We start from the raw sequence: 1,861 nt of genomic DNA, 5'->3' as shown, positions 1-1,861 counted from the left end.
CCGTCGCCGCCAAACTGTCCCGACATTAGCGAAATCGCTGTCCGGGAATTAGCGGAACCCCTGTCCGGCTTTTGCGAAATGCGCATCACGCCACTCGTAAAGTCGTTGCCGACTGATACCGACCTCATCTGCCAACTTGCTGACGGTTTCGCCCGCCTCCATGCGCCGGAGAAGCTCCAGCTTTTGGTCATCATCAATAACTCTTTGCCGTCCGGCCATGCCCCAGTTTCCTCTCCTTGCGGGGAAACTGTCCGCGATTTTCCTTGTCTCAGTCTGGGGGTGCACTCCAGCGCGTCCGGTTTTTGATCGGAACGGTGTCCGGTTAATCGTCGGAATTTGCAAGAAGCTCAGCCAATGCAGCTTGGCCTTGGAATTGACTCGGTTCGGTCGTCGATCAGCAGCGGCGGCGGACCACATATTGTTTCCCATCTTTGGATCACCGAGCCAGAACTCCTCCGACATTTGGGGATTGTCGCGATCCGAGACCGAACCTCGTCTGGGTGCCAGAACCTTCGGTGCAGTTCGCTAGGGATCTTTTTCAAGAACCCCGATTAAGGGCGTTGACAATGGCTCGGGCCAGAGCTTTGCGGTTTTCCAGAACACTTATCATCGTCACGTGGTCGCCTATAATCGGTACGGCAGTAATGGCCTCCGGACTCAAGACCCGGTCCCAGCCGCGCATAGGCGAACATGCCTCTGGGCAGAATGAACTCTTAGCTTGTCGTGCCCGAGAACTGAAGAGAGCCTCGGTGGCATAAAACTGATGTATCTCAATTGGCAGGGTTGGGACTTGGTACGCCTGCAGCGCCTTGTGGAACCGGGCGGTCCTTTCATACATCAAAACATCGTTATCGAGATTACGATCCAGAGGTATTGCCCCAATTTGCTGCCCCTTTTCAAGCAGCTGAGCGATTGAACTTTGTCCAGCAAATTGCTCCAACACTTCGAAGCTCTCATCATCTAAGGATTCAAAAGAATCGAGCACCACGTCTCGTACCATTTGGATGGGTGATATCTTTGTCACGTTTGCGGGTAGCGTAACATCGATGAGAGCGATGAACGACACAGCGTCATCGAGACTCAGCAAGCGCCGGGCGATTGCGTAAGCCAAGATTCCGCCTGATGAGTATCCAGCGAAGCGATATGGTCCCTGCGGTTGAATTTCTTTGATCGCGAGGATGACCTGATCAGCTATCGCTTCAAGGGTCAGTGGACGAACTTCATCGAAAAACGGCCATGGTAAAGCGTAGACGGGACAGTCTACGTCCATTTCGTTCGCCAAACCGAGGACATAGGAACAATCTCCAAAGCCTGTGGGGACAAAGAAGAGCGGTGGCTGCGATCCGGTTGGTCGAACGGAAATCACTCCCGGACTACTGGGCTGTGGCTCTAAATGAATCTTCGATGCAAGTTCCTTCAGAACAGGGGCTTGGAAGAGATCGGCGGCGCTAAAGTTCAGCCCAAGCTGTAATGCTCGACTGAGCACCTGCACCGCCAAGAGCGAATGGCCGCCGAGCTCAAAGAAGTTGTCGTGACGTCCGACCCGCTCGACCCTGAGAAGCTCCGCCCAGATCTGTGCCAGCGTCGTCTCGATCGCGCCGCGCGGCGCCTCATAGGCCGCCCGCGCATAGGCGTCGTCGTCGGGAGCCGGCAGCCCCTTGCGGTCGAGCTTGCCGTTCGGCGTCAGCGGCAGCGCCGCGAGCCGCACGAACGCAGCCGGCACCATGTAGTCCGGCAGCCGCCCGCTCACATGCGCGCGCAAGGCGCCGGCAAGCCCGCCGCCATCCTCGTCGTCCGATCCGGCCTCGGCCGCAACCACATAGGCGATGAGCCGCTTGTCGTCGGCGCCATCCCCGTGTGC

The 1,861-nt window shown here is 57.2% G+C and carries 2 protein-coding genes; both read right to left on the bottom strand.

The features are described 5' to 3' along the window. Positions 1 to 48: 48 nt before the first annotated feature. The gene (locus NKH19_RS33205; RefSeq protein ID WP_352983923.1) at positions 49 to 162 is read right to left on the bottom strand and encodes a hypothetical protein; all 114 of its coding nucleotides are present in this window, start codon (positions 160 to 162) and stop codon (positions 49 to 51) included. A gap of 376 nt (positions 163 to 538) precedes the next feature. Next, positions 539 to 1,861: thioesterase domain-containing protein (locus tag NKH19_RS33200; protein ID WP_352983922.1), on the bottom strand; the 1,323-nt coding region annotated here is incomplete at its 5' end.

The organism is Mesorhizobium sp. M1338 (genome assembly GCF_040318045.1).
In the GTDB taxonomy this organism is placed as follows: domain Bacteria; phylum Pseudomonadota; class Alphaproteobacteria; order Rhizobiales; family Rhizobiaceae; genus Mesorhizobium.
Note: the sequence above shows the minus strand (reverse complement) of the source record. Positions and strands in the feature narration are given on the sequence as shown.